Genomic DNA, 5602 nt, shown 5'->3' on the forward strand with positions numbered 1-5602 from the left:
CCCGACGGCGGCCGTCGGCCTCCCGGCAAAGGTGAACGGCGGTGTGGAGCGCTGCCGCGATATGGCTGTGGACCGCGGGGCGGGACAGCCCGGCGAGGGCGGCGAGAGCCTCCAGGCGGGTGGGCAGCGCACTGGTGTCGTTGGCGTGCACGGTGCTCAGCCCGCCCTCGTGACCGGTGTTGAGGGCGACGAGGAGATCGAGCACCTCGGGGCCGCGGACCTCGCCGAGCACCAGCCGATCCGGGCGCATGCGCAGCGCCTGGCGGACAAGATCACGCTGGGTAACCTCGCCGGCGCCCTCGATGTTCGGCGGGCGGGCCTCGAGCCGCACCATCCCCGGACGGTCCATGACGAGCTCGGCGGTGTCCTCCACCAGCACGATCCGTTCGTCGGGGCGCACCGCTCCCAGTAGTGCGGCAAGCAGTGTGCTCTTGCCCGAGCCGGTGCCCCCGGTCACCACGATCGCAAGTCGGGCGCTCAGGACCGCGTGCAGCACGGCCGCCACCGCCGGGCTCATTGTTCCGGCGAGCACGAGTTCGTCGAAGGTGAAGGGGCGACGCCGGGTCCGTCGCAGCGACAGGCACGTACCCTGCACCGCGATCGGTGCCAGAACCGCGTGCAACCGGGTTCCGTCGCGCAGTTGCACGTCGGCGAAGGGCATCGCGGCGTCCAGGCGCCGCCCGGCCGTCGCGGCGAGACGAACGGCCAGGCGCCGCACCGCTTCCTCGTCCGCGAACGCGACCGAGGTACGGATGAGCCGGCCCCGGCGTTCCACCCAGACCTCGCCGGGCCCGTTGACCAGGACATCGGTGACGTGCGGATCAGCGAGGAGGGGATCCAGCGGGCCGGCTCCGGGCGGCTCCGCGGGTGCGGCCACCGGTTCCGGTGGTTCGAGCGGTTCTGACGGTTCGAGCGGTTCCGATGGGATTGCGGACGGCGGTGAAGATCGCGTGGAGACCGCGGGCCTCGCGGCCGCTCGGGCAGCCGGTGAGGCCGCGTGACCTGTGGCGGGGAATGGGGACCTGCGTCGCTCGCCGAGCCCGGTCATGACCAGGCCTCCGGATCGGGCCACACCCGTGGCCCGAGAACGCCGAGGCGGGTCAGCAGCTCCTCGCTGAGGCGATCGATGGTGTTCCTGTCGGCTGAGCCGCCGTAGCGGTCGCGAGTGGGAACCGAACGGTGCCGTCGGCTGCTGATCACCCCGGCCAGTGGCACGCCGAGCATCGTGGCGATTGCCTCCGGGGTGAGGCGGTCGGACGGGTGCAGCCGGACGACGGCGCGCACATCGGCGGACCGGCGGATGGCGGCCGAGCAGACACGTTCGGCCGCCACGATCGACGGCAGGTCCGCGGGCGTGACGATCAGCACCGTCTGGCAGGTCCGCAGGGCCACGGTGGTGCCCGCGTCGACTGCGGTGGCCGCCGGATTCCCTCGGCTGGGGAGATCCAGGATCACCAGGTCGGACGTGCAACGAGCGGTCGCGAGCAGGGTGGCCATCGTCGCCGGGGGAACGGCTGGGCTGACGGCGGGATCCCAGGACACCACGGAGAGGTCACCCCGGCGGGGAAGCCGGTCGGAGCAGGCGATCGGCCCGACCGGGCCGTTCCCGTCCATCTGGTCGTGCTGGTCGTGGCGCGTGGGAAACAGCGACGCCAGGCTGGAGGTCTCCCCGCCAGGGAAGGCACCGGACATGGACGGCACGAGGCGGGCGAAGGCGGGGGCGAGCCCGCCACCGTGCGGATCCGCGTCGATCAGCATCGTGCGCAGGTCGTGCCTCAGCCCGGCCAGGGCCAGCGAGACGGCCAAGGTGGAGGCTCCCGTCCCGCCGCGGCCGCCGATGATGCCCAGTGTCACCGAACGATGCCGATCGAGGCCGTCGAGATCGCTGAGGAGGTCGACCAGCCAGGGCTCGGCTTCGGGAAGGAAGATCACGTGATCGGCGCCGATGCGCACGGAGGCGTCCCACACCCGGCCGTCGTCGACGTGTCCTCCGACCAGGACTACATGCCGTCGATCGGGCAGCGTGGCCGCGATGCATGGCTCGACCTCGTCCATTCCGACGATGACCAGGGGAGCCGACGTCCAGTTGCGGCGCACCGCGCTCATCTCGGTGGCGACCGTCATCGACACACCGGCGGCCGCCGCAAGCCGCAACAGATCGTCGAGTAGGTCGGGAATGGCGGTGACGATGAGCGGGCGTACGACCGGACCGTGGTTCTCCGCGGCGGTCAGCAGGGGCGGAGCAGGGGACATGGCGGCCTCGTTCCCATCGGGGTCGGGGAAGACGTGGTCTCACCATGCGCCGGGACAGGCCCTGTGGATGACCGCCCTCCACAGGGCCTGAAGATGTTCTGATGGAGGTTTCGACCGGCCGAGGCCGCAGGCCGGGAACGCGTGGCTGCCGCCCACGTGGCAGGAGGGGCGGCGGCCCACGCAGGGGTCCGCGCCGAGTGGTTCATACGGGTAGGTTCGTTGTGGTCCATCCCTGCAGCGGATCCGTCAGGTGCGTCAATCGCGCCGTAAGTGTGGATCAGGTTCGGGCGAGCGCCTCGCAGACGGCGAGGGACTCCCGCGCGGCGAGTTCCAGGGCCTTCGCGCAGTGCCGTACCCAGATGGCCACGCCGTCGGCGCCGCCACCGACATAGGCCGCGGCGGCCTCGCGGTACCCGGCGTGGGCCTCCCCGGCGTGGGCGTCCCCCGCGCGGTCCACCCGCAGGATGCTCGCCGGGTTCTGTCCCATCTCGAGATGTCCCACGTCGGTCGCCGTGAGTGCCTTGGGATCGAGGCCCCGGCCGATCAGGACCAGACGGGCGGCGGCCCGGGCGATGACCCCGTCGAGGGCGCCGAACGGTCGTAGGGCCAGCAGCTCCCCGTGCACCACGGCGGCCACCACGATCGCCGGCGCGCTCGTGGGCGCGACGAGGAGTCCGGTCAGGCCATCCAGCCGAACCGAGGTCTCCACCGAGTGGGGAGGCGGGCCCAACCGCAACGGGTCGAGGATCTCCCGGGTGCCGGCATCGGCCCGCGGACGACCGAGCTCGTCGCCCGGGACGAAACCCCGGCCCAGCAGCACGTGCATGCGGGCCAGGGCCTGTCGCGGTGCCCGCTCCCAGGCCGGAACCAGGATGCCCAGTTCGGCGTAGAGCCGAACCGTGCCGAGGACGACAGGTAACGGATGGCCGGATCCGGCCATGGCGGCGTCGTTCCGTGTACCGCGGTCGGTGACCGCTCCGGCCTTCGACGCGTCCGTTTCCTCCGGGCCGGGGAGCACGCCTTCGGGCCCGGACCGGGCCAGGTGCGCCCGCAACTCGTCCAGGCTGATCTCGTATCCCTCGAGGGCGGCGCAGGCGCGGGCGGCCCGCAACGATGCCTCCGCGGTCACCTCGGCGCTCTGGCGGCGCAGAACGCGGTGGCGCAGAAGCGTGTCCACCGCGGATCGGGCGCTGTCCGCGGCTTCACGCACCCCGGGCAGAGCGGCAACACGGGCGAGTGGATCGGCGGCGAGGATTGTTCCAGACGGGCGGAGACTCACAGCTCGCACGCTACCCGTCCGCGCCATGCGTGCTGGGCCGTGCGTGCTGGGCCGTGCGGGGTCGGACCGTCCAGGCCAGGCGGGCCGGGCCAAGCGAGAAGACGGTGAGACCCGTAGGAGGAGTCACAGGTCTGAGCCGCGTCGTTGGGCCCCCAGGCGGCTCCGCGCGGGGGAGACTGCGTAGCGGGACCGGGGCGGCGGACCGCGTCACGACAGGGGGACGGTCGGCCGGGAGGGTACTGACGGTATGGACCGGAGGGGCCCGGGGCGGATGGCCTCCGGTGGGGCCTCCGGTCCGCCGCCGGTTCGGACCCTGTCGGATCAGGGTGCCTGTCGGATCAGGGTGCCTGTCGGATCAGGGTGGTAGCGCGAACTGTCCCGCCGTCCAGCACGGGCGGGTCGCAGCCAGAGAGAGGACCAGAAGTGTCGATCGCAGCCGGGAAGGCTCGGGACGGCCGTGAGCCGACGCTGGGTGAGCTGGTGGCCCTGGCCACTCGCGATGTCTCGTTGTTGGTTCGTCAGGAGATCAACCTGGCCAAGGCCGAGCTTGCCCAGCAGGCGGTGTCGGCTGCGCTCGGAATCGGTTTTCTGGCGGTGGCGGCAGGCCTCGGGTTCTGCGCTCTGATCGCCGTCACGATCTTTCTGGGAGAGCTGTTCACCTGGGCCGGCATCGAGCGTTTCTGGTCCTATCTGCTGACGGCCGGTCTCTACCTCGTCGTCGCGGGGCTGCTGGCCCTGTTCGCGATGGCGCGGTTGCGCAAGCTCTCCCCGCCCGAGCGGACCATCCAGACCGTGCGCGACGACATCACCTGGCTACGTAATCCGACGACCGCCCCAGCCAGGTCGGCGGGTCCGGTCGGACCGGGAGACGCGGTCGGGTCGGCGGGTGCGGCCGCCCACCCGGGTCAGCGCGGGCACTGACGTCCTGTTCGGTGTCCGCCGGTACCCAAGCCTGCAGGCGCGGTCGGCACAGGGTCTGGCGAGGGAGCCGGCGGCGGACGTTCGAGGGCCGGCGGCGGACCTCACGACCGGCTCGTCACGAGCACCGCCGGTCCGGGGCCGGGGGCTGGTCTGCCATCCTGGCAGGCGATGGAGGACACCGTTCCCGAGCCCGCCACCGTCCTGGTCGACGGGCCGTGGCGGCACCGTGACGTGTCTGCCAACGGTACCCGGCTGCACGTGGCGGAGTTGGGGAGCGGCCCGCTCGTCCTGCTGCTGCATGGCTTCCCGCAGTTCTGGTGGGCCTGGCGTCACCAACTCACCGTGCTGGCGGCGGCGGGCTACCGCGTCGTCGCGCCGGACCTGCGCGGCTACGGAGCGAGTGACAAGCCGCCTCGGGGCTATGACGCCTTCACCCTCTCCGATGACGTGGCCGGTCTGGTCAGAGCATTGGGGGAACCGGACGCCGCGGTCGTGGGCCACGACTGGGGTGGGCTGCTTGGCTGGACCACTGCGGTCCGTCATCCGATGGTGGTGCGTCGACTCGCGATCCTGGCCATGCCCCATCCGCTGCGGCTGCGGCACCAGATCGCGGCGGATCCTCGTGGTCAGGGTGTCGCCAGCCGGTACATGCTCGGTTTTCAGCTGCCGTGGCGGCCCGAACGGGTCCTGGTGGCCGAGGACGCCGCCCACGTCGCAACGCTGCTACGCGGCTGGGGAGGACCGGGGTATCCGGATGCCGAGGCCGAGCGGCGATATCGATCGGCGATGCGCGTTCCCGGGGTGGCGCACAGCTCCCTGGAGTACCACCGGTGGATCTTCCGGTCGTTATTCCGGCCCGATGGGGCGCGTTTCGGTAGTGTCCTCCGTCGGTCGCTGCGGATGGAGACCCTGCAGATACACGGGGAAATGGACCGTTGTTTCCTGCCGTCCACCGCCCAGGGCTCCGGGCGTTACGTCAGCGGTCCCTACACCTGGCGTCTGCTCGGTGAGATCGGGCATTTCCCGCATGAGGAGGCCCCCGACCTCGTCAACGCCGAACTGCTCGGCTGGCTTCGTCCCTGAGCGTCGCCCGGCCACCGGTGCGGGAGTATGGGAGGTCAGTCGCACCCCTGCGTGCTCACCGCCGCC

At 71.7% G+C, this 5602-nt stretch carries 5 protein-coding genes; 2 read left to right on the forward strand and 3 right to left on the reverse strand.

Features of this window, described 5'->3' with window-relative positions; translation table 11 throughout:
• From AC08OO_RS05550 to AC08OO_RS05560, 3 genes are all read right to left on the reverse strand, one after another.
• Positions 1–877 (reverse strand): TadA family conjugal transfer-associated ATPase (locus AC08OO_RS05550; protein ID WP_476618292.1); only part of this gene is annotated, 877 nt, incomplete at its 3' end.
• Between the two features lie 167 nt (positions 878–1044).
• Entirely contained in the window at positions 1045–2253 is a 1209-nt protein-coding gene (gene ssd / locus AC08OO_RS05555) for a septum site-determining protein Ssd (RefSeq protein WP_476609090.1), read from the reverse strand.
• 277 nt (positions 2254–2530) lie between these two features.
• Positions 2531–3559: a hypothetical protein gene (locus AC08OO_RS05560; protein WP_476609089.1), complete on the reverse strand. Its 1029-nt coding sequence runs from the start codon at positions 3557–3559 to the stop codon at positions 2531–2533.
• 396 nt (positions 3560–3955) lie between these two features.
• On the opposite strand from AC08OO_RS05560, the gene AC08OO_RS05565 reads away from it, so the two are divergent.
• Together AC08OO_RS05565 and AC08OO_RS05570 are read left to right on the forward strand one after the other, a co-directional pair.
• Complete coding sequence (locus AC08OO_RS05565) at positions 3956–4453, forward strand: phage holin family protein (protein ID WP_476607281.1); 498 nt, start codon at positions 3956–3958, stop codon at positions 4451–4453.
• Between the two features lie 168 nt (positions 4454–4621).
• Entirely contained in the window at positions 4622–5536 is a 915-nt protein-coding gene (locus AC08OO_RS05570; RefSeq protein ID WP_476607280.1) for an alpha/beta fold hydrolase, read from the forward strand.
• Positions 5537–5602 lie beyond the last annotated feature (66 nt).

The organism is Frankia sp. CeCAU1, assembly GCF_977971845.1.